Here is a 20,912-nt window from a genome sequence, read left to right on the forward strand (position 1 = left end):
AACCCCCACGCCAGTGAGGTCCCCGCTAATCCGCTGGCTCGCCGATGCGCCGCCAGTGCATCCAAAAACGCGTTGCCCGCCGCGTAATTGCCCTGCCCTGGGGCACCGGTCACACCCGCGAACGAGGAACACAACACAAACATCGACAACCCCAAACCCTGGGTCGCCTCGTGCAGATTCCAGGCGCCATCGACCTTGGCCGCCAAGACGGTATCGATGCGTTCCGGGGTCAACGAGGTAACCACCCCGTCATCGAGTGTCCCCGCGGCATGAATCACCCCACACCACGGCGGAACCCCTGCGGCAACCCGGCCACCAACCCCGCTACCGCATCGGCATCGGCCACATCACAGCCCGCCACCGACACCCGCGCCCCCAATGCTTCCAACTCGGCCACCACCTGCGTGACGCCTGGTGCGGTGTCTCCGCCCCGGCTGGCCAACACCACATGACCCACCCCGTAGGCGGCCACCACATGCCGGGCCAACACCGCACCGGCCATCCCGGTGCCCCCGGTCACCAACACCGTGCCTTGCGCCAGGGTGTCGGTCAACGTCGCGGGCATGGTCAACACCACCTTGCCGACATGACGCGCCTGGCTCACAAACCGGTAAGCCTCTACCGCATGGCGCACATCCCAGCTACGCATCGGCAACAGCTGCAGCACCCCGGCCCCAAACAACCCCATCACCTCGACCAACATCTGGCGGATGCGCGCCGGATGGACCTCGGGCAGATCAATCACGTGGTAGACCACGCCGGGGTACTCGGCGGCGATCAGTTGTGGATCACGGATATCGGTCTTACCCATCTCGATAAGCCGCCCACCACCGGCCAACAACCGCAACGAGGCATCGACGAACTCCCCGGCCAACGAGTTGAGCACCACATCGACCCCACGGCCCCCGGTGACGGCCAAAAACTTCTCCTCGAACTCCAGGGTGCGGGAATCACCGATGTGGTCATCGTCAAACCCCATGGCGCGCAGCGTGTCCCACTTACCGCGGCTCGCGGTCACAAACACCTGCGCACCCCACAACCGGGCCAACTGGACCGCGGCCATCCCCACCCCGCCGGTAGCGGCATGCACCAACACCGATTCCCCCGCACCCAGGCCCGCTAAATCCGCCAACCCGTACCACGCCGTCAAAAACACCACCGGCACCCCCGCCGCCTCAGCAAACGACCACCCCGAGGGCACCCGAGCCAGCATCCGCGCATCAACCACCGCCACCGCACCCACCCCACCCAACAACCCCAACACCGCATCGCCTACCCCCACACCGGTCACCCCCGCACCCACCTCCAACACCACCCCGGCACCCTCCCCACCCAACACCGGATCCTGACCCGGAACCATTCCCAACGCCACCAACACATCCCGGAAATTCACCCCCACCGCGCGCACATCCACCCGGACCTGTCCGGCCTGTAACGGTGCCAGCGCCTGCGGACACGGCGCCACCACCACATCCTCAAAAGTCCCTCCACCACCCGCGGCCAACCGCCACCCCACACCCGGCTGCGGCAACTCCAACACCGGCGCCACCGCCGCTAACCGCCCCCCATAGGCCACCCCGGCGCGCACCACCAGCTGCGGCTCGCCTAACCCCGCTAACCCAATCCAGTCAATCGAGGCATCCGGGCCGCCATCAAGATCAATATCAATGTCGGTGTCGAGCAACACGATCCGGCCCGGATGCTCGGCCTGTGCTGAGCGCACCAACCCCCACACCGCCGCCCCCGCCAGATCGGTGACGTCCTGACCGGCCAACCCCACCGCACCACGAGTCACCACCACTAACACCGCGGTCTGATCGCGACCCAGCCACGACTGCAACACCGCCAACACCGCATGGGTGACCGCGTGCACCGACCCCACCACATCCCCACCCCCACCACCACTACCGCCGCACTGCCACACCACCACACCCCCACCACCAGCGGCCTCAGTGTCGGTGGCGGTGTCGGTGGTGTCGGTGTCGGTGTTGGTGTTGGTGGCGTGAAAGTCGTTCCACGACATCACCGGTATCGGGTCTGAATCCCGACCGGTACTGTCGTCGAGCACCAGCGGTGACCACACCAACTCCAACAACCCCTGACCCCCACCCGCTGCGGCGGCCGCGGCCTGCAACTGCTCCGTGGTGACCGGGCGGGTCAGCAACGCCCCTACCGATAACACCGGCACCCCGGTGTTATCGGCCACCTCGATCGAGACCGCCTGTCCCGCACCCTCATCCCCGGTGTCCAGCAACGCGATCCGGGCACGCAGGTGGGTTGCGCCGGTGGCATGCAACGTGACGTCCTGCCAGGAAAACGGCAACACCATCGCCCCGGTATTGGTGTCCAGTGTCAGCGCGGCGTGTAGCACCGCATCCAACAGTGCTGGATGTATCCCGAATCCCTGGACTTGCAGCCCGGCATCGGTGGGCACGATGACCTCAGCGAAAACCTCCCGTCCCCGCCGCCATACCGCCTCAAGTCCTTGAAACGCCCGACCATACTCATAACCACGCCCGGCCAACCCCGGATACACATCGGAAACATCCACCCCCACCGCACCGAGGGGGGGCCACACCGACAAATCCGCCCTACCGCACCACCACCGGTGGGCCCCAACATCCCCTCGGCGTGCAGCATCCACCCTGCCCCGGCCCGGCTGCTGCGTGAATACACCGACACCGCCCGCGACCCGTCGTCGTGCGCGCCATCGACCACGACTTGCACCGACACCGCCTCACCCGGGGCTAGCACCAGCGGCGCGGCCAACACCAACTCCTGCACCCGCTCACAGCCCACCTCATCGCCGGCACGCACCACCAACTCCACAAACCCTGCCCCCGGGAGCACCACCACCCCACCCACCGCATGATCAGCCAGCCACGGCTGTGCCGCCAGCGACAACCGCCCGGTCAACACCACCCCACCGGTATCCGGACGCGCCACCACCGCACCCAACAACCCATGGCCGGCCCCACCCAGACCCACACCACCCACATCACCACCACCCACCGACACCCCGTCCAGCCAATACCGTTGCCGCACAAACGCATACGTCGGCAACCCCACCCGCTTGGCCCCACAACCGGCGAACACCGCCGCCCAATTAACCCCCACCCCGGCCACAAAAGCCTGACCCGCCGACAACCAAAACCGATCCAACCCACCCTGATCACGACCCAACGTCGCCACCACCACACCCGCAACACCCTGGGCGGTCAGGGTGTCCTCAATCGCAGCGGCCAACACCGGATGCGGATCGGCCTCCACAAACACCTGATACCCGCGCCCCACCGCACAGCGCAGCGCCTCCTCCAACTGCACCGTCTGACGCAGGTTGCGATACCAATACCCGCCATCCAAGCCCGCGGTATCGACCAACCCACCCGTACCGTGGAGAAAAACTCCACCCCACACGAACGCGGCGTGATACCCGCCAACGCCTGGACCAACCGCTGCTCAATCACCTCAACCTGCACCGAATGCGACGCATAATCGACCGCCAACCGCCGCGCCCGTACCCCCACCGCCTGCGCCGCGGCCATCACCTGTTCCACCGCGTCGAGCTCACCAGAAACCACCACCGCCGCAGGCCCGTTCACGGCCGCCACAGCAACCCGATCACCCACCCCGGCCATCAACTCCTGAGCGCGCCCCGCCGAACACGCCAACGACACCATCGCCCCCGCCCCGGCCAACGACGCCAACAACGCGCTACGCAGCGCCACCACCGCCGCCGCATCGGTCAACGACAACGCCCCGGCCACATACGCCGCGGCGATCTCCCCCTGCGAATGGCCCAACACCGCATCCGGTACCACTCCCACCGACTCCCACAACCGCGCCAGCGACACCATCACCGCCCACAACACCGGCTGCACCACATCCACCCGCTCCAACCCCGGCGCCCCCGCCGCCCCACGCACCACATCCAGCAACGACCACGACACAAACCCCGCCAACGCCTGCTCACAGCGGCGCATCTGCTCGGCAAAAACCGCAGACACCTCCAACAACTGCCGGCCCATCCCCACCCATTGCGAGCCCTGGCCGCCAAACACCAGCACCGTCTTCCCCGCCGACCCCGCCCGACCCAGCACCACACCAACGCCTGGCTCACCGCCAGCCACCCCCGCCAACCCGGCCAGCAACTGCTCTCGATCAGCCCCCACCACCACCGCTCGATGTTCAAACACCGACCGCGACGTCAACGACCACCCCACATCCAGCACACCCAACCCCTCATCGGCAGCCACCAACCCCGCCAACCGTTCCGCCTGGGCGGCCAAAGCCGACTCCGACTTAGCCGAGATCACCCAAGGCACCACACCCAAAACCGTGGATTTATCGCCACTTTCAGCATTGACCACCCCGACAGGGGGTTCTTCCACGATCACATGCGCGTTGGTGCCACTGATCCCGAACGAGGAAATCCCGGCTCGGCGCGGTCGACCCGCCGCCGCCGGCCATGGCCGCGCCTGGGTCAACAACGACACCGCCCCGGACTCCCAATCCACCTGGGAAGACGGCGTATCCACATGCAATGTTTTCGGCATCACCGCATGGCGCATCGCCTCGATCATCTTGATCAGCCCGGCCACCCCCGCCGCGGCCTGCGCGTGACCCATGTTCGACTTGATCGACCCCAACCACAACGGCTCACCGCCATGGCGGTCTTGCCCATAGGTGGCCAACAACGCCTGAGCCTCAATCGGATCGCCCAACACCGTGCCCGTCCCATGGGCCTCGACCACATCCACATCTCTTGGCGTTAACCCCGCATTGGCCAACGCCGCGGCAATCACCCGCTGCTGGGAGGGCCCATTGGGCGCGGTCAACCCATTAGAAGCCCCATCCTGATTCACCGCAGAACCCCGCACCAGCGCTAATACCGGATACCCCAACCGGCGCGCTTCTGAGAGCCGCGCTAACACCACCACCCCGACACCCTCGGCCCACCCCGTTCCATCGGCGGCACCGGCGAACGACTTACACCGCCCATCGGCGGCCAGCCCCCGCTGCCGGGAAAACTCCACAAACATCGTCGGGGTGGCCATCACCGTCACCCCACCGGCCAACGCCAACTCACACTCCCCCGACCGCAACGACTGCACAGCCTGATGAATGGCCACCAACGACGACGAACACGCCGTATCCACCGACACCGCCGGGCCCTCCAACCCCAACACATAGGCCACCCGCCCCGAGGCCACACTGGTCGTCGACCCGGTCAACCCATACCCCCCCACATCGCGGCCCGCCCCGACCCCATACCCCTGCGCGATGATCCCGGTGAACACCCCCGTCGGGCTGCCCCTCAACGATTTCGGGTCAATCCCGGCGTGCTCCAACGCCTCCCACGAACACTCCAACAACAACCGCTGCTGAGGATCCATCGCCAACGCCTCACCCGGACCGATCCCGAAAAACCCGGCATCAAAGTCGGCGGCCTCCGCCACAAACCCGCCCTGGCGGCAATAGGTCTTACCCACCGCATCCGGGTCAGGATCAAACAACCCCTCCACGTCCCAGCCCCGATCCAGCGGGAACCCACCCACCACATCACGACCCTGGGCCACTACCTCCCACAACGCCTCCGCACCATCTACCCCACCCGGGAACCGACACCCCAACCCCACCACCGCCACCGGCTCATCAATCCCCATGCCTACCCGCGCCACCGCCACCGGCACCGCCACCGGCACCGACCCACTGACCCGATCCCCCAAATGCCGCGCCAACACCACAGCAGTGGGATAGTCAAAGACCACAGTGGGCGACAACGCCAGCCCCGTCACAGTTTGAAGCCGGTCGCGCAACTCCACCGCGGTAAACGAGTCAAACCCCAAATCCTGAAACGCCCGCTCAGCATCGATATCCCCCCCGCCGGCATGGCCCAGCACAGCCGCGGCCTGCGCACACACCAACTCGACCAACACCTCAAGCCGCTGCTCAGCGCCCAAACCCTGCAAGCGCTGCGCCAGCACCGACACCGACCCGCCGCTGTCGGTCTCGTCCCGGCGCCGGAATCGGCGGATCACGTTGTCAAACAACCGTGGCAGCTCAACACCACTGTCATCCAACGCTTTCCGATCCAGCCGGGCCGCCGCACCACCCGCATCCGCATCAGCATCCGCCTCAGCTGAGCTGTCCAGCCAATACCGTTGCCGCGCAAACGCATACGTCGGCAACCCCACCCGCTTGGCTCCTGAGCCGGCAAACACCGCCGCCCAATTGACCCCCACCCCGGTGGTGAACAATTCCCCGACCGCACCCAACACCGAGGCCAACTCGGGGCGGTTCTTACCCAACACCGCCACCACCGTGGCCGCTTCAGCCGTGGCCGCCGGATCCAACGACAGCGACGCCTCGATCGCCGCCCGCAAACCACCACCGGGACCGACCTCCACGAAATGCGTGGCCCCCTGGGCGTGCGCCTGGCGCACACCGTCAGCAAAACGCACCGGCCGGCGCACATGCTCCACCCAATAGTCCGCAGAACCGTACTCCGGGCCGGCCAGCTCACCGGTCAGGTTCGACACCAACCCAATCTGGGCCTGCCCCACCGTGATCGAGCCTGCAACCTCGGCGAACTCCGCGAGCATCGGCTCCATCAACGCCGAATGAAACGCATGCGAGACCGCTAACCGATGTACCCGCACCCCGCGATGGGCCAACTGATCAGCCACACCGGCCACCGCGGCCTGCTCCCCAGAGATCACCACCGCCGCGGGCCCGTTGATCGCCGCGATCTGTACCCCTTCACCCAGCAACCCCGCTACCTCGTCCTCACCAGCGCCCACCGCCACCATCACCCCACCAGCCGGCAACGCCTGCATCAACCGGCCCCGCGCGGCCACCAACCTGCCCGCATCGGTCAACGACAACACTCCCGCCACATGCGCCGCGCTTAACTCCCCCACCGAATGACCCATCACAGCATCGACACCCACACCCCAACTGCGCAGCACCTCAAACAACGCCACCTGCACCGCGAACAACGCTGGCTGCGCGAACTCCGTTGAATCCAACAAGCTTTCCTCATCACCCCACACCACCTGCCGCAACGGCAACCGCAGATACCGATCCAACTCATCGGCCACCCCATCAAAAGCCTTGGCGAACACCGCCAACCCGGCATACAACTGCCGGCCCATCCCGACCCATTGCGAGCCCTGGCCGCCAAAGACCACCACCGTCTTGCCCACCGACCCCGCCCGGCCCAGCACCACACCAACCCCTGGCTCACCGCCGGCCACCCCGGCCAACCCGGCCAGCAACTGCTCTCGATCAGCCCCGACCACCACCGCTCGATGTTCAAACACCGACCGCGACGTCAACGACCACCCCACATCCACCACACCCAACCCCTCATCCGCCCCCACAAACTCCGCCAACCGTTCCGCTTGGACGGCCAACGCTGCTTCGGATTTCGCCGACACCACCCACGGCACCACCGACAACCCCACCCCCGACCCCGACTCTTCAGAATCCGCCGGTGCGGGCGGGGCCTGCTCGACAATCACATGCGCATTAGTGCCACCCATTCCAAACGACGACACCCCCGCCCGCCGCACACCAGCCCCGTCCGGCCACGATGTGAGCGCATCGTTAACCCTCAAGCCGAGCGCCTCGAGATCAACTCGAGGACTGCTGTAATTGAGGCTTGCTGGGATCTCTCCGTGCTCGATAGCCAGAACAGTCTTCAGCAGCCCCGCGATCCCCGCTGCCCCCCCGAGGTGGCCAATGTTTGTCTTCACTGATCCCACGTGGAGGGGACGGTCGCCACGCCCGGCGAATAACTGACCCAGTGCCGTTGCTTCGATCGGGTCGCCAACCTTGGTGCCAGTCCCGTGCAATTCCACATAGTCGACCTGCGTGCTATCGAGTCCAGCGCGGGAATAGGCCTGCTGCAAGACATCTACCTGCGCAGGAACCGACGGCACAGTCAAGCCAGCGGGACTACGACCGGCGTTACCCACTGCGCTTCCACGGATCACTCCATGGATTCGATTTCCGTCAGCCATAGCCGCATCCAACGGCTTGAGCAAAACCATGGCCCCGCCCTCGCCGCGGACGTAGCCATCAGAGCGTTCATCAAACGTATAGGTGTGCCCTGATTCCGACAGGCCACCGAACATGGCCTCCAGCGCGGCGGTTTCGGTTGCCAAGTTCAGGTGCACCCCACCCGCTATCGCTAGCGATGAGTCACCGGTCCGCAGGCTCTCACACGCAAGGTGCACTGCCACCAGCGACGACGATTGACCGCAATCGATCGTGAAGCTAGGGCCGCTCATGCCGAACGCGAATGAGATCCGATTGGCAATCAGGCCTCGGCTGACTCCGGCGAATGAGTGATGGTCCAAGTCGTCCGCATCGAAGGTCAGGAATGCATAGTCATCGTTCATCGCTCCGATACACACCGCGACACGATCACCGTGGACGCTTTCAGGGACCACATAGGAAAGTTCGAGCAGTTCCCACGTCAGTTCCAGGGCCAGCCGTTGGCGGGGATCCATCGCGCGAGCCTCGCGGGGCGAAATGTTGAAAAACTCTGCGTCGAAGTCAGCGACGTTGTCGATAAGTCCTTCGCGTCTTTCGCTAGCCTCAACATTGCGCGCGCAATGACGTCCCGAATCGCGATACGACGAGCGAAGTGACGCCGGACTGGTAGCGTCCCGTCCGTTTCGCAAGAGATGCCAGAATTCGCCGGGATTAGATGCGCCCGGAAACCGGCAGGCCAACCCAATTATCGCGATGTCATGCGATTGCAAAAAACGCTCTGTCACGCGTCCGCCAACCTTGCGTCTTCGGACCACGCTGATCCAGCGCGTTCACACCGCACGAGACCCGCTAATCGTGCAGTCGCTGAACTGATTGGACACAGCATCCATGGAACGATCACCGGCATTAGTGCTCGCAGATTGATACGTCTTGGCCTTCATGACCACCTCGCTATTGGTAACTGAGCTGGCGCTCAGAGTGGATACCGTGATCCCCCCGGACCGTAGCGCCGTCAGCCGCCGCCTGCGCCGCCGTCGCCACCGTCGCCGCCGAAGCCGCCCTCTAGACGGATCCTGGGGGAGCCTGGCGTGCCCGGCTGGCCTGGGGCGCCCAGCTCGCCAGCGCCACTCGTGCCGCCCTTGCCGCCGGCGCCACCATTGGAGCCGCCGGCAGCGAGGCCGGGGTCGGTGTCGCCGAAACCGCCGAGGCCGGCGTCGCCGCCGCTGCCGCCGATGCCACCTCGGCCGCCGTCACCGCCTACCCCAGTGCCGGCGCCGTTGCCGCCGGCCCCGCCGAGGCCACCCGCAGCGGCGCTGCCGCCGTTGCCGCCGTGGGAACCGAAGCCGCCGGTCCCACCGTTGCCCCCGTCGCCACCTCGGCCGCCCGTGCCGCCGTTGCCGCCATTTCCGCTGGTGCCCAGGGCGTGCCCGCCTGCACCACCATTCTTGCCAACGGCGCCGCTGCCGCCAGTTCCGCCTTTATTGGCATCGCCGAGGCCACCGGGGCCGCCGTCACCACCTAGCCCGCCTCGGCCGCCTCTGCCGCCGTCGCCGCCATCGCCGCCGTTACCGGTACCGGTGTTGTTGCCGCCGGCACCCGCGGCTCCGCTGGCACCACCGTCGCCACCGTCTCCGCCTCTGCCGTTGACGGTGGTGCCGCCAGTGCCGCCATTGCCGCCGCTACCGCCGGTGCCGCCGGTACCGCCGTGGCCACCGGTACCGCTGCCGGTGGCGACACCGCCGGCGCCGCCAGCGCCGGCCGCCCCACCCGCACCGCCCTTACCACCAACGACCGAACCCAGGCTGGCGCCGCCGTTGCCGCCGTTGCCGCCTTGGCCGCCTTTGCCGCCTGCCCCGGCGTCAGCGCTGCCATGGCCGATGCCGCCGGCACCGGCGGCACCGCCCGCGCCACCGGCACCGCCCTTGCCGCCGGACCAACCGGCGAAGCTGGCATTGCCGCCGTCACCGCCCCTGCCGCCAATACCCGCGCTGCCACCGGCGCCGCCGGCACCGCCACCGACACCGCCGTTGCCGCCGGCGCCCGCCTTTCCGGTGGCGCCGCCTGCGCCGCCGGCGCCACCATCGCCTCCGGTGCTGCCCAAGCCGCCGCCGGCGCCGCCGTTACCGCCGGCACCGCCGAACAAGGAATTCCCGCCATTCCCGCCGTTACCGCCACCGGCACCGCCAGCGCCGCCGTTGCCTGCGTTTCCGCTGTTGCCGCCGGCGCCGCCGGCGCCTCCGTGTTGGGTAAATGCGCCAACGCCGTTGCCGCCGTCGCCACCGTCGCCGCCGGCGCCGGAAGTCCCGCCGTTCCCGCCGTTACCGCCACCAACACCGTCGATGCCGTCGCCCCCCTGTCCGCCGTTACCAGCGTTTCCGCCGTTTCCGCCGTTGCCGCCGGGTGTGCTGTTGCCACCGTTGGCGCCATCGGCGCCATTCCCGCCGTCACCGCCGTTACCGCCGTTGCCGCCGGTGCCGCCGTGGCCGGCGGCACCACCGTCGGTGCCCGCTCCGCCGGCTCCGGCGCTGCCGCCTTTACCGCCGTCAGCCCCGTGGCCGCCGTTGCCGCCGGTGGTGCCGGTGTTGTTGCCGCCCCTGCCACCGTTGCCTCCGGCGCCGCCTTTGCCGCCGTCACCGCCGTCACCGCCGTTGGTCACGCCGTCGCCCGCTCCGCCGGTACCACCCACGCCGCCGGCACCACCCTGGCCACCGGCCTTCCCGGAACCTGGCCCCGGGGTGGCGGCACCGGATGCGCCGTTGAAGCCATTTCCACCCGTGCCCCCGGTACCTCCCTTACCGCCGGTGCCGATGGCACCCGCGTCACCACCGTCGGTTCCGACGCCGGCCGCTCCGGCAGCACCGCCGGTGCCGCCCTGGCCGCCGGTGCCACCCAAGCCACTGGTACCGGTGTTCGTACCGCCGGTGCCGCCGGTACCGCCCTGGCCGCCGACACCGCCGACACCGCCCTGGCCGCCGTTAACCCCGCCGATACCGGCGCCGCCGTCACCGCCCGTACCGCCCGCACCGCCCGTCCCACCCTGTTGGCCGGCACCCGGGGTGCTCGAATTAGAACCGTTGAAACCCCGTGAGCCGATGCCGCCCGTGCCGCCGTCACCGCCGCGACCACCGGTACCGCTGTCGCCACTGGCACCGCCGTCGGTTCCCGTCCCGCCCGCTCCGGCGGCACCGCCGGTACCGCCCTGGCCGCCCTTACCTCCCAACAGGCCAAATTCGAGCGTGCTGTGACCACCGGTGCCGCCGGTACCGCCCTGGCCGCCGACACCGCCAGTGCCGCCCTTGCCGCCGTTGACCCCGCCGATACCGGCGCCGCCGTCACCGCCAACACCGCCGGCGCCGCCCGCACCGCCCTGGTCACCAGGGGTAATAAAAAAGGTTTGCCCGCTAAATCCTGCGGCACCGATGTCGCCCTGGCCGCCACGCCCGCCGGTGCCACCTTGACCACCGGTCCCGATCTCGCCGCTGGCACCGCCGTCGGTTCCCCTACCGGCCACTCCGGCGGCACCACCGGTGCCGCCCTTACCGCCAGTGGCTCCCGCGCCTCCGGGGGTGCCGATGTTATTGCCTCCGACACCCCCGTCGCCGCCCTGGCCACCGACACCGCCGGTACCGCCCTGGCCGCCGTTAACCCCGCCGATACCGGCGCCGCCGTCACCGCCCTTACCGCCCGCACCGCCCAGACCACCCTGGTTGCCCACCGTCGGCGCGTTCGAATCGGTACCAGCAAGGCCGGCCCCGCCCTGTCCACCGGTCCCGCCGGTCCCCCCGGCACCCCCGGTGCCGTTGCTTCCCCCGGTGCCACCCGCGAGACCAGCCCGTCCCCCGGTACCACCCTGTCCGCCTGCGCCGCCATTACCTGTGGCGAGACCGCCGGCGCCGTCTCCGCCGGCCCCGCCGGCCCCGCCGGCCCCGCCGTCGCCGCCGTTGCCGCCCACGCCGCCGCCGCTTCCGCCGGCCCCGCCGGTACCCCCCTGGTAGCCCTTGGCACCCGTGAGCCCGCTGCCCGGCGCGGCGTCGGGAGCCGCGCTGGCCGCACCGCCCTGTCCGCCGGTTCCACCGTCTCCGCCGAGACCGGAGTTGCCCGCGTGACCGCCGAAGCCACCGGCCAGGCCGCCCTCGCCCGGCGCGCCGCCGGTGCCGCCTCGACCGCCGGTGCCGCCGGTGCTCCCGCCGATCAGGCCACTGCCTCCGGTACCACCGGTGCCGCCGGTACCACCATTTCCGCCGTTGCCGCCATTTCCGCCGATACCGCCGGGCAGCGCAGCCCCGCCGGTACCGCCCTGGCCGCCCTGGCCGCCGGTGACACCCAGGCCCCCGGTTGCTGCGGTACCCGCACCGCCGGAGATACCCTGGGCGCCGTTGCCGCCGTTGCCGCCGGTCCCGCCGCTACCACCGGTGCCCTCACCACCTGCCTGGCCGCCGGCGGTGAACATCTGTCCGGCGCCCCCGGCGCCGCCGTGGCCGGCGGCCCCCCCGGTGCCGCCGGTTCCGCCGATGCCCGGAGTCGCTCCGTCGCCGCCGTTTCCGCCGAGGCCGCCGGCACCACCGACCCCGCCCTGACCACCAGCCCCACCGCGGCCCAAAAGCAGCGGCGCTTGACCACCGGCGCCGCCTGCGCCGCCGGCGCCTCCCGTACCGCCCATGCCGCCTTGCTGGTTGGCCAGGCCGTTCACGCCGACCCCGCCCTGTCCGCCCATGCCGCCGGCCCCACCGGCCCCCCCGTTGGTGAACCACCCTCCGGCCCCGCCGGCCCCACCGACGCCGCCGGCCCCACCGACACCGGTGGCGCTGTTGGCGCCCATTCCGCCGCTGCCGCCCGACCCGCCGTGCCCCATCAGCAGACCGGCGGCTCCACCGGCACCACCGGCGGCGCCAGCGGCTCCCGGGGCGGCGCCGGCGCCGCCCGCGCCACCGGCTCCGCCCACCCCGATCAGCCCCGCGGCCCCACCGGCGCCACCGGCCTGACCCACTGCGCCGTCGGCGCCGTTACCGCCGTTGCCGATCAGCAGCCCGCCGGCCCCGCCAACGCCGCCGGGGGTGGTCGCGTCGGCGCCATTGCCGATCAGCGGACGCCCCAGCACTGCCATAGTCTGCGCATTAGCCACCGCGAGCAGGTCTTCTCCGAAAGCCTGCAGCGACGGTGCGGCGGCAGCCTCCGCGACCGCGTACGCGGCCCCCGCACCGGTCAAGTTCCGCATGAATTGGTCGCCAACCACTGCGACTTGCCTGGCCACCGCCTGGTACTCGTCCGCGTGCTGGGCGAACAGGGCCGCGATGGCCACCGACACCTCGTCCTGGGCCGCCGCGACGATGCCCGTCGTCGCCGGTAGTGCCGCAGCGGTACCCGCATTCAACGCGGAGCTGATGGCACTGAGATCAGCTGCAGCCGCCGCCAGTGCTTCCGGTGCTGCGAAGACGAACGACATCGATGTCCCAATCTCACGGTGCGGAATCGGCGATTACGGAAGCCTATACCAAAAAGTATGTTATCGTCCGCCCAAACAGATGGTCTCTAGTTGGCCAAAATGTTGGAAGCCAGTCCGCCGTTGGTTCTCGCTGCGACAGCGGAGAAGCCCGCCGCGACCCGGAGGAGCGTTGTGCGATGAACTTTCAACTCCTACCGCCTGAGATAACGTCGATGCGGATGTTCAGCGGTTTGGGCCCGGAGCCGCTGTTGGCGGCCGCGGGGGGGTGGAGCGATCTGGCCGGCGAGTTGAATTCGGCGGCAGTTTCTTTCGAGTCGGTGACGTCCGGGCTGGTGACCGATGCCTGGCAGGGTGCGGCGGCCAGTGCGATGACGGCCGCCGCCGCTCCCTACCGGGCGTGGTTGAGCGCGGCCAGCACGCATGCCGATACGGCGGCGAACTTGGCCCGCGCGGCGGCGGCGGCGTTCGAGGCTGCCCAGGCGGCCACGGTGTTGCCGGCCGCTATCAGCGCCAACCGCAACCGGCTGGTATCGCTGGTGATGTCGAACCTATTCGGGTTCAACGCCCCGGCCATCGCGGCCGCCGAGGCCGAATACGAGTTGATGTGGGCCCAGGACATCGCCGCGATGTTGGGCTATCACGGCGAGGCTTCGGCGATCGTCGGGGCATTGACGCCGATTGTCCAGCCGTTAGCGAACATCGCCAACGCGCCGGCCCAGGCGGTCGGCGCACTGGTTTCGGCGGTGGCCCCGCAGCCGTCCGGGCCGCAGCCCGCGGTTGCGGTGAGCCTGCCCGAACTGACCATACCGCCGATCCAGATCTCTAATTTCGAGCTGCCGTCATTCAATCTTTTGAATTTGAATTTCGCCGGCTTTACGTTGCCGGGGATTAACATTCCGCAGGTAAGTGTGACTGGTTTTTCCTTGCCCCCGGTGTCGCTAAACATATCGGCAAGTTCGTTGACAATACCGTCATTCACCTTCCCCGGATTCACGTCGCCGGGGATAACTCTCGGTGGATTCAGTACGCCCCAGCTGGCCACGGCCCCACTCGTGCTGCCCTCGGTCGCCATACCCGCCGGCGGATTTTGGATCCCGTCGGGCGGCGCGAACATACCCGCCAATATGGGCCAGCTGACGAGTCATAATCCCTCGCTCAACTACATGAGCGTGGTAATACATAACGTGCCGCAGATCGCGTTCAATGCGCCAGTACTCGGAAATGTCTACATGGACTTACCGAACCCCATCTATATCAACTTCGCCGTCCAGGTATTGGGACCGACGGCGACACCCGGCATCTATATCGGCGACTTCAACCTGAGCACCGGACAATTCACCGGAAATACCGGCTTCGTCCTGCCCCCGATCCAGGTTTCCGGGTTCAGCCTCCCGGAGATATCCATTCCCGCATTCCAAACCCCAGAGATCACCCTGACGAATCCCGGTCTGACGATCGACATCGGATCGATCGGCATCTCGGAGAGCACGCTGGGACCGATTATCGTTCCCCCGATCAGCATCGGGCAATTCCAGGTGCCCCAGATCTCCGTCCCCGGCATCGGCACCGGCGCGTTCACCACCCCGGGTCCGATCGTCGGCACCGGCTCGCTGGACATCGGCCTGTTCGACCTGATCCCACGTATCGGCATCGACTGGACGAATCCGTTCGAGGGGATCATCAATCCTCCCCCCAGCGGCCCCTACCTAGTGGTGTGTCCCGCAAATAATTGACAGTTGTCGGCTATGATTTCGGGTATGAGCAAACCCGTGCCCGCTTTGGTGGTGACTGATGGACAGCGCAAGATGTTGGAATCGTTGGCTCGGTCGCAGTCGGGGGCGCATCGAGAAGTGGTGCGGGCCAAGGCTTTGTTGATGGCTGCCGACGGTGTGGCCAACGCGGCGATTGCTGCCAGGGTGTCGGTGTCGCCGGCCACGGTGGCGAACTGGCGTACTCGGTTCAGCGAGGATGGTCTGGTCAAGTTTGGGCAAGTCCGGCAGGGTCGTGGTCGTAAGCCCTCCATCCCGGATGCCACGATCGAAAAGATCGTGGCGCTCACCAAGGGATCCCACCCACCAGGCCAGACGCATTGGAGCACACGAACGATGGCCCGCGCGGCTGGGGTGTCGAAGAGCACCGTGGCGCTGGTGTGGAAAGAGTTGGGTCTCAAGCCGCACCGCATCGATACGTTCAAGGTATCCAATGACCCCAAGTTCGACGAGAAGCTCGTCGATGTCGTGGGTTTATATCTGAACCCGCCGGACAACGCGATCGTGCTGTGCGCCGATGAGAAGTCCTCAGTGCAGGCCCTCGACCGCACCCAGGCATCGCTACCGATGACCAAGGGCCGTGGGCAGACGATGACTCATGACTACAAGCGCAACGGCACCACCACCTTGTTCGCCGCGCTTAACGTGTTGACCGGCATGGTGATCGGCCAATGCCTACCGCGACACCGCCACCAAGAGTTCCTCAAATTCCTGCGCACGATTGATCGAGAGGTTCCCAAGGGCCTACAGATCCACATGATCCTGGACAACTACGCCACCCACAAGCACGCAAACGTCAAACAGTGGCTGGACAACCATCCCCGCTTCCACCTGCATTTCACGCCGACCTCGTCGTCGTGGCTCAACCAGGTCGAACGCTGGTTTCGCGAGATCACCGACAAAGCGCTGCGACGCGGCGTCTTTGGTTCAGTGCCTGACCTCATCGCCGCGATCCAGGACTACATCGACACCCACAACCAAGATCCCAAGCCCTACGTATGGACCGCCACCGCCGAATCGATCCTGGCCAAAGTCGCTCGAGCCCGGACCACCCTAAACACCATCAACTAATTCCGGGACACACCACTAGGGCCACTGGAGACGCCGGAAATCAGCGTCGGTATCGACGTGCCCCAAATAACCATTCCGCCGATCGCGATACCGCCGATGAACCTCGGGGCGCTATCGGTACCTCCGATAAACCTGTCACCGTTCAACTTGGGTCAGATTTCGATACCCAACATGCAGGTGAACGGTGTCACTATCGGTGCGATCAGCGTGCCCAATGTCACCGTCACCCCAACCCTGCCCAGCATCTCGGTTGGCCCCTTCACGGTACCCTCGGTCTCTGTGAGCAACTTCAGTCTGCCCACGATCAGCTTCCCGAAATTGACGACGCCCGCGATATCGATCTACAACCCGTCCAATCCGGTGAACACCTTCGGAATCGACATTAGGACCTATGCATTCATCGACCTATCCGGATCAAGGCTTTCGTTTGACCCCAATCCTTTCGTCTCAGAGATACATTTCGGGGTTCCCCCAACCCAAATCCCGCCTCTGACAATAGTGAACCCGGTCAATGCCGCCAACCCGGTCAGCTTTGTGATCGATGGAGCGGTCAATGCCATGACCCTGGGGCAGATCGCGGTGGACGGTTTCAACCTGGCACTCGACGGCCCGGCCATACAGTTAGCAGACATCCTCATCAGCCCCATCAATTTGGATGCCTTCAACACTCCGCCGATAACCGTGCCACCCATTGCGGTCGGACCGGGCACCGGCTTCAATCTGCCGCAAATCGGCATTGACGGTATTCAGCTCGGCGGCTTCACCACCCCGGGCATTGTCATTCCGCCCATCAACGTGGCCCAGACAATCCTGCCGAGCTTCACCTTGATTCCGGCCATACCTCTGTAGCCCGCCGCGACCCGCAGGAGCGTTGTGCGATGAACTTTCAACTTCTACCGCCTGAGATAACGTCGATGCAGATGTTCAGCGGTTTGGGCCCGGAGCCGCTGTTGGCGGCCGCGGGGGGGTGGAGCGATCTGGCCGGCGAGTTGAATTCGGCGGCAGTTTCTTTCGAGTCGGTGACGTCCGGGCTGGTGACCGATGCCTGGCAGGGTGCGGCGGCCAGTGCGATGACGGCCGCCGCCGCTCCCTACCGGGCGTGGTTGAGCGCGGCCAGCACGCATGCCGATACGGCGGCGAACTTGGCCCGCGCGGCGGCGGCGGCGTTCGAGGCTGCCCAGGCGGCCACGGTGTTGCCGGCCGCTATCAGCGCCAACCGCAACCGGCTGGTATCGCTGGTGATGTCGAACCTATTCGGGTTCAACGCCCCGGCCATCGCGGCCGCCGAGGCCGAATACGAGTTGATGTGGGCCCAGGACATCGCCGCGATGTTGGGCTATCACGGCGAGGCTTCGGCGATCGTCGGGGCATTGACGCCGATTGTCCAGCCGTTAGCGAACATCGCCAACGCGCCGGCCCAGGCGGTCGGCGCACTGGTTTCGGCGGTGGCCCCGCAGCCGTCCGGGCCGCAGCCCGCGGTTGCGGTGAGCCTGCCCGAACTGACCATACCGCCGATCCAGATCTCTAATTTCGAGCTGCCGTCATTCAATCTTTTGAATTTGAATTTCGCCGGCTTTACGTTGCCGGGGATTAACATTCCGCAGGTAAGTGTGACTGGTTTTTCCTTGCCGCCGCTGTCGCTAAACATATCGGCAAGTTCGTTGACAATACCGTCATTCACCTTCCCCGGATTCACGTCGCCGGGGATAACTCTCGGTGGATTCAGTACGCCCCAGCTGGCCACGGCCCCACTCGTGCTGCCCTCGGTCGCCATACCCGCCGGCGGATTTTGGATCCCGTCGGGCGGCGCGAACATACCCGCCAATATGGGCCAGCTGATGAGCCATAATCCCTCGCTCAACTACATCAGCGTGGTAATAAATGGCGTGCCGCAGCTCTGGTTCGATGTGCCAATAATCTTCGAAATACCAATCAGCCTGCAACTGCCGTCCACCATCTATATCAACTTCGCCCTTCGGGTATTGGGACCGACGGCGACGCCCGGCATCTATATCGGCGACTTCAACCTGAGCACCGGACAATTCACCGGAGATACCGGCTTCGTCCTGCCCCCGATCCAGGTTTCCGGGTTGAGCATCCCGGAGATATCCATTCCCGCATTCCAAACCCCAGAGATCACCCTGACGAATCCCGGTCTGACGATCGACATCGGATCGATCGGCATCTCGGAGAGCACGCTGGGACCGATTATCGTTCCCCCGATCAGCATCGGGCAATTCCAGGTGCCCCAGATCTCCGTCCCCGGCATCGGCACCGGCGCGTTCACCACCCCGGGTCCGATCGTCGGCACCGGCTCGCTGGACATCGGCCTGTTCGACCTGATCCCACGTATCGGCATCGACTGGACGAATCCGTTCGAGGGGATCATCAATCCTCCCCCCAGCGGCCCCTACCTAGGGCCACTGGAGACGCCGGAAATCAGCGTCGGTATCGACGTGCCCCAAATAACCATTCCGCCGATCGCGATACCGCCGATGAACCTCGGGGCGCTATCGGTACCTCCGATAAACCTGTCACCGTTCAACTTGGGTCAGATTTCGATACCCAACATGCAGGTGAACGGTGTCACTATCGGTGCGATCAGCGTGCCCAATGTCACCGTCACCCCAACCCTGCCCAGCATCTCGGTTGGCCCCTTCACGGTACCCTCGGTCTCTGTGAGCAACTTCAGTCTGCCCACGATCAGCTTCCCGAAATTGACGACGCCCGCGATATCGTTCTACAACCCGGCCGATCCAGTGAAGACCTTCGGATTCACCGTCGAGTCCTATGCATTTGTCGACCTAACCGGGTCATTGATTTCGATTGACCCCAATCCTTTCGTCACAGTGATACAGTTCGGGGTTCCCGCAACCCAAATCCCGCCTCTGGAAATAGTGAACCCGGTCAATGCCGCCAACCCGGTCAGCTTTGTGATCGACGGCGCGGTCAATGCCATGACCCTGGGGCAGATCGCGGTGGACGGTTTCAACCTGGCACTCGACGCCCCAGCCATACAGTTGGCAGACATCCTCACCAGCCCCATCAATTTGGATGCTTTCAACGGTCCGCCGATAACCGTGTCGCCCATTGAGGTTGGACCGGGCACCGGCTTCAATCTGCCGCAAATCGGCCTCAGCGGTATTCAGCTCGGCGGCTTCACCACCCCCGGCATTGTCATTCCACCCATCAACGTGGCCCAGACGATCCTGCCGAGCTTCACCTTGATTCCGGCCATACCTCTGTAACCAGTCAGCACCGGTCGACTTCTGCGCGAACGTTTCGCGCAGCGGGCTGATGCTCGCGATGGGGCCCGGATTCTGCGCCGAGCTCGTGCTACTGCGCTGGCACCGAATCGCGGACTTCGACCGTCAGGCCTGGCCGCGGGCTGAGCGCGGCGAAGTTGGCGGCCCGGATACGTTGAGCCGGCAGCCTTAATGTGGTTCGCGCGACCAGCCGGGCCAGCATCACCGTCATTTCGGTGATGACCATCGCCGAGCCGACGCACCGATGCAAGCCGCCGCTGAACGGAATGAATTCATGAGGTGCGGGTTTGCGGTAGTCCGGCGCCGCTGGGTCCCATCGCTGCGGGCGGAATTCGGTTGGCTCCGGCCATAACTCGGGAATCCGGTGGGTGACGTAGGCGCTGAAGACGATCATGCGCCCCGCGCGGATCCGGTGCCCGTTGAACCGAAGATCGCGCATCACCCGGCGGGCCGAGAAGACCCCGGGTGGGTAAAGCCGAAGTGTCTCGTGCACAACGCCGTTCAGATAAGTCAGGGCGGGGAGGTCTGCGGCGGTCGGAGTTCGACCGCCGAGCACCCGTGCCACCTCGGCGGCCGCGGTGTCCCAAGCGCCGGGCAACGTCAACAGCGCGTAGACGGCCCAGGCCAGTGCGCCGCTGGTGGTGTCATAGCCCGCCTTGATCAGCGAAACGATTTGGTCGCGAATCTCGTTGTCGCTCAGAGCTTGTCCTTCGTCGGACCGCCCTTGGATCAGCGTCGTCACCATTCGGTCGTCGGGTCTGGGCCGGGCGCGGGCATCGGCGATCTCGGCATCCACCAACTCGTCGATGCGGGAGCGGGCGTTGATCGCCCGCTGCCAGCCGGGGGAGTTCAGCCGCCGTTGCAGCCTCACCACCTGAGGTGGGCGCGGGGTCAGGGCCAGCACGAGCTGCAGTTGCTCGCCGAGGAAATCCGAATGCGCGGCCATGCGGGAGCCGAACAGGCTCTCGGCTGTGCTGCGCCGCACCGCCGAACGGAAGTCCTGGTAGATGTCCAGACGTTGCCCGGGGCGCCAGTCGTCGATCATGGTGTCGACCGATTGCACCATGATCTGCACGTACTCCTGAACCTGGCGGTGGCGAAGTCCCGGCGCCACCACGCTGCGCCGCCGGCGGTGATCCTCGCCGTCGCTGACGATCAACGAGGTCGGTCCGTCCACCGTCACCAGAGTCTCGAATGTCTCCCGCCAGCTGAACGCGTCGGCGTTGGCGAAGACGAACCTATTCGCTTCGGCCCCAAGTAGATAAACGAAACCGCGCCGTCCGATGCCGGCGTTGAGCAACGGGCCGCGGCGGCGGTAGGCCGCCAGTAGCGCCTCACCGGGCAGGTAGGACACCGGCT

8 protein-coding genes and 4 pseudogenes are annotated in these 20,912 nt (G+C 66.6%); 4 read left to right on the plus strand and 8 right to left on the minus strand.

Annotated elements, in window-relative coordinates; translation table 11 throughout:
• Positions 1–53: 53 nt before the first annotated feature.
• The 6 genes and pseudogenes from AADZ78_RS29090 to AADZ78_RS15565 form a co-directional block, all read right to left on the minus strand.
• Positions 54–278, minus strand: a pseudogene (locus AADZ78_RS29090) (KR domain-containing protein); the annotation flags it as partial.
• Positions 275–1,213: an MDR/SDR family oxidoreductase gene (locus AADZ78_RS29095; protein WP_423752186.1), complete on the minus strand. Its 939-nt coding sequence runs from the start codon at positions 1,211–1,213 to the stop codon at positions 275–277. The pseudogene AADZ78_RS29090 and the gene AADZ78_RS29095, both read right to left, overlap by 4 nt.
• A 42-nt stretch (positions 1,214–1,255) precedes the next feature.
• Positions 1,256–2,644: pseudogene (locus tag AADZ78_RS29100) on the minus strand (polyketide synthase dehydratase domain-containing protein); the annotation flags it as partial.
• A gap of 80 nt (positions 2,645–2,724) precedes the next feature.
• Positions 2,725–4,028 (minus strand): annotated as a pseudogene (locus AADZ78_RS29105) (acyltransferase domain-containing protein); the annotation flags it as partial.
• 144 nt (positions 4,029–4,172) lie between these two features.
• Positions 4,173–8,774 (minus strand): annotated as a pseudogene (locus AADZ78_RS15560) (beta-ketoacyl synthase N-terminal-like domain-containing protein); the annotation flags it as partial.
• 242 nt (positions 8,775–9,016) lie between these two features.
• Positions 9,017–13,447: a PE family protein gene (locus AADZ78_RS15565; protein ID WP_204903388.1), complete on the minus strand. Its 4,431-nt coding sequence runs from the start codon at positions 13,445–13,447 to the stop codon at positions 9,017–9,019.
• Between the two features lie 176 nt (positions 13,448–13,623).
• Between AADZ78_RS15565 and AADZ78_RS15570 the strand changes: the two genes are divergently transcribed.
• Complete coding sequence (locus AADZ78_RS15570; RefSeq protein WP_204903387.1) at positions 13,624–15,180, plus strand: PPE family protein; 1,557 nt, start codon at positions 13,624–13,626, stop codon at positions 15,178–15,180.
• A gap of 24 nt (positions 15,181–15,204) precedes the next feature.
• The gene (locus tag AADZ78_RS15575; RefSeq protein ID WP_085251828.1) at positions 15,205–16,287 is read left to right on the plus strand and encodes an IS630 family transposase; all 1,083 of its coding nucleotides are present in this window, start codon (positions 15,205–15,207) and stop codon (positions 16,285–16,287) included.
• A gap of 152 nt (positions 16,288–16,439) precedes the next feature.
• Here the strand turns inward: AADZ78_RS15575 and AADZ78_RS15580 are convergent, their stop codons facing one another.
• Complete coding sequence (locus tag AADZ78_RS15580) at positions 16,440–16,589, minus strand: hypothetical protein (protein WP_341343612.1); 150 nt, start codon at positions 16,587–16,589, stop codon at positions 16,440–16,442.
• Positions 16,590–16,605: 16 nt separating this feature from the next.
• On the opposite strand from AADZ78_RS15580, the gene AADZ78_RS15585 reads away from it, so the two are divergent.
• Both AADZ78_RS15585 and AADZ78_RS15590 read left to right on the plus strand, forming a co-directional pair.
• Positions 16,606–17,136: a hypothetical protein gene (locus AADZ78_RS15585; RefSeq protein WP_341343613.1), complete on the plus strand. Its 531-nt coding sequence runs from the start codon at positions 16,606–16,608 to the stop codon at positions 17,134–17,136.
• Positions 17,137–17,165: 29 nt separating this feature from the next.
• On the plus strand, positions 17,166–19,535 hold the full coding sequence (locus AADZ78_RS15590; RefSeq protein WP_204903385.1) for a PPE family protein: 2,370 nt from the start codon (positions 17,166–17,168) through the stop codon (positions 19,533–19,535).
• A gap of 88 nt (positions 19,536–19,623) precedes the next feature.
• Here AADZ78_RS15590 and AADZ78_RS15595 read toward each other — a convergent pair whose 3' ends face one another.
• Complete coding sequence (locus AADZ78_RS15595) at positions 19,624–20,907, minus strand: cytochrome P450 (protein WP_139828950.1); 1,284 nt, start codon at positions 20,905–20,907, stop codon at positions 19,624–19,626.
• Positions 20,908–20,912: the final 5 nt, after the last annotated feature.

It is taken from the genome of Mycobacterium riyadhense (genome assembly GCF_963853645.1).
GTDB classification, from domain to species: domain Bacteria; phylum Actinomycetota; class Actinomycetes; order Mycobacteriales; family Mycobacteriaceae; genus Mycobacterium; species Mycobacterium riyadhense.